Annotated in this window: 1 protein-coding gene; it reads right to left on the bottom strand. The window is 54.7% G+C overall.

Annotated features, from left to right (window positions below; translation table 11 throughout):
* The coding region (locus HBA93_RS21420; RefSeq protein ID WP_221724598.1) for a succinylglutamate desuccinylase/aspartoacylase family protein at positions 1-267 on the bottom strand (267 nt) is incomplete at both ends.

Genomic DNA, 267 nt, shown 5'->3' with positions numbered 1-267 from the left:
CAAGTTGCGGTTGAAGTTGCGGTCACCGATACGGGTATTATTACGGAAGGCCAGACCATTGACCACCGGCACAAAAGTCACCTGACCACATTCCAGCTCACGCTGTCCGCTACGGAATTCGCTAATCAGACGGTTGATTGCATAAGGGCCGGACGGCTCATTGCCGTGAACAGAGCCGGTTACAATCAGGCGCGGCCCCGGCTTCAGACCATGGAACGTCACTGTTTCAATTGATTTCGGCGGATTGCTCACCAAAGGCGTCAGTGG

The organism is Ochrobactrum sp. SFR4, from assembly GCF_019730395.1.
Classification (GTDB): Bacteria; Pseudomonadota; Alphaproteobacteria; order Rhizobiales; family Rhizobiaceae; genus Pseudochrobactrum.
The sequence above is the reverse complement of the archived record's forward strand: the minus strand, read 5'-3'. Positions and strand labels throughout refer to the sequence as shown.